The organism is Ectobacillus panaciterrae DSM 19096, from assembly GCF_000430785.1.
GTDB classification, from domain to species: domain Bacteria; phylum Bacillota; class Bacilli; order Bacillales; family Bacillaceae_G; genus Ectobacillus; species Ectobacillus panaciterrae.
The window spans coordinates 1-1915 of record NZ_AUMR01000183.1 but is presented as its reverse complement, the minus strand read 5'-3'; the positions used below and the strand labels follow the sequence as shown (position 1 = coordinate 1915).

At 35.9% G+C, this 1915-nt stretch carries 1 protein-coding gene and 1 pseudogene; both read left to right on the top strand.

All coding sequences use genetic code 11. The features are described 5' to 3' along the window. Positions 1–104 precede the first annotated feature (104 nt). A pseudogene (locus H540_RS30655) lies at positions 105–1103 on the top strand (RHS repeat domain-containing protein); the annotation flags it as partial. Between the two features lie 21 nt (positions 1104–1124). Continuing rightward, complete coding sequence (locus H540_RS0122095; RefSeq protein ID WP_028402417.1) at positions 1125–1484, top strand: hypothetical protein; 360 nt, start codon at positions 1125–1127, stop codon at positions 1482–1484. Positions 1485–1915: the final 431 nt, after the last annotated feature.

Here is a 1915-nt window from a genome sequence, read left to right as displayed (position 1 = left end):
GGACATTTTTACATCTTGGTAGCTAAATGAATAAAAAATAAATGGTTTACATACAAAATAGGACTTATTACTCGCTTAGGTTGATGGCGATGTGGTACTACCCCAAGTATAAATATACATGGAATGAAGATGACCGGCTTGTAGCAATTACGAAGCAAGGCGAGAGTACGCCATATGCGACGTACAAGTATGATGACGATGGACGTCGTATTGAAAAAACAGTAAATGGTCAAACAACTCGGTATCATTATGATGGAGACAGCATTAACGTTTTGTATGAAACTGATACGAATGGAAATGTTCTTCGTCAATATGTATATGGAGTAGACAGTGTTCGCGTTGCGATGAAGTCTCAAGGTCAAACACTATATTATCACTACAATCCGCATGGCGATGTCATTGCAATGACAGATGCAAATGGCAATGTAGTAGCACAGTATGGATACGATACTTGGGGGAATGTATTAAAGAACACTGCACAAGGTATAGCAGCAGATAATCCATTTGGATATGCAGGGTACATGTATGATAAAGAAATCGGCATGTATTATTTAATAGCACGTTACTATAACCCAGGTCATGGGGTATTCTTATCAGCAGACCCAGATCCAGGTGATGAGGATGATCCTGTCACGCAGAATGGGTATACGTATGGAGATAATAATCCAGTGATGATGACAGATCCAGATGGTCATGTAGCATGGTGGGCTGTTGCTGGTGGTATTGGTGCTGCTACTGGAGTAGCTAAATATTTATACCAAAATCGAAATAAGGGGTATACTTGGAAAGGTGGTCTCAAAGCGGCAGGAAAAGGAGCCCTTAATGGTGTAGCATGGGCAGGAATAGGACGAACAGTAGGATTTATATCCAAGGGAAAGGCTTTGGGAAGAATAGTTCAAAAAAGGGATTACAGACCTTCATTCAGGCAAGCAACAAGCAATATAAAACGCTTTATGAAAAATCCAATAAAACATCTTAAAAGGACTCCTGGCGCTCGTTTAGAAGGGATGGCTAAAGCAAAGAAAAAAAGAATAGAAGCATTTAACAAGTCTACAAAAGCAAAACTTATGCGCGCTTCTAACGCTATAGGAAGACGTCGATAAAGTTAAGAAGGGGAGCTAAGAGTGTTGGTAGGGATTTTAGGATTTGTTGTGATTTTGGTTTTAAGAATATTACTAACGTTAATTGTCATGCTCCAAGATTATTGTTTGACTAATATAAAAGCAACTTATAGTAAGACAATTATCGCAATAACCATTGTTAGTATACGTATGTTTTCAAGCGTATGGATAATCTTTGTTACGGAACCTACACTAATGGGTGCATTACAAGCCGTAGCAATTCAATCAATCATATTACTTTTTCTTTGGGCACTTTCAAAGTATGTACGAAAGTATGAAGAAAATTGGTTCATTACAATAGTTGCTTTTATCGCCTATGGTATTGGCTCTTACTTTTATATTATGTTTGCTTTTATAGCTTAATGGTTTGTCTATTTAAGCTACAATAGTGCAATTATATGAAAGTGAAAAATCTTACGTGGGGTACCGCCACACTGCCATCAACTTAATGATTTAGATTATAAAAAACAATTGTTTTTTATAATCTTGAAAACGGACAGGAAATGTCCGTTTTTTTGTTGGATATCATTATAATAAAAGTGTAAAAAAACAAATTATAATAAATATATATTTATTTGTAACTTTTTGTTTTATTTGTTGGCATTATTTGAGAATGGAGTTCTGCCAAGAAAGAAGGCTCTTTTATACCGATAAAATAAAAAAAGAGCCTACGCTCCTTTTCTCATTTCTCTAACCAATCTAGGGGAACATCTTGTTCTCCTGATATCTCGAATTTAATTTCTCCATCTTCTTCATAGACTCTTTCTATAATTGGAATCGTGATCATTTGTTTT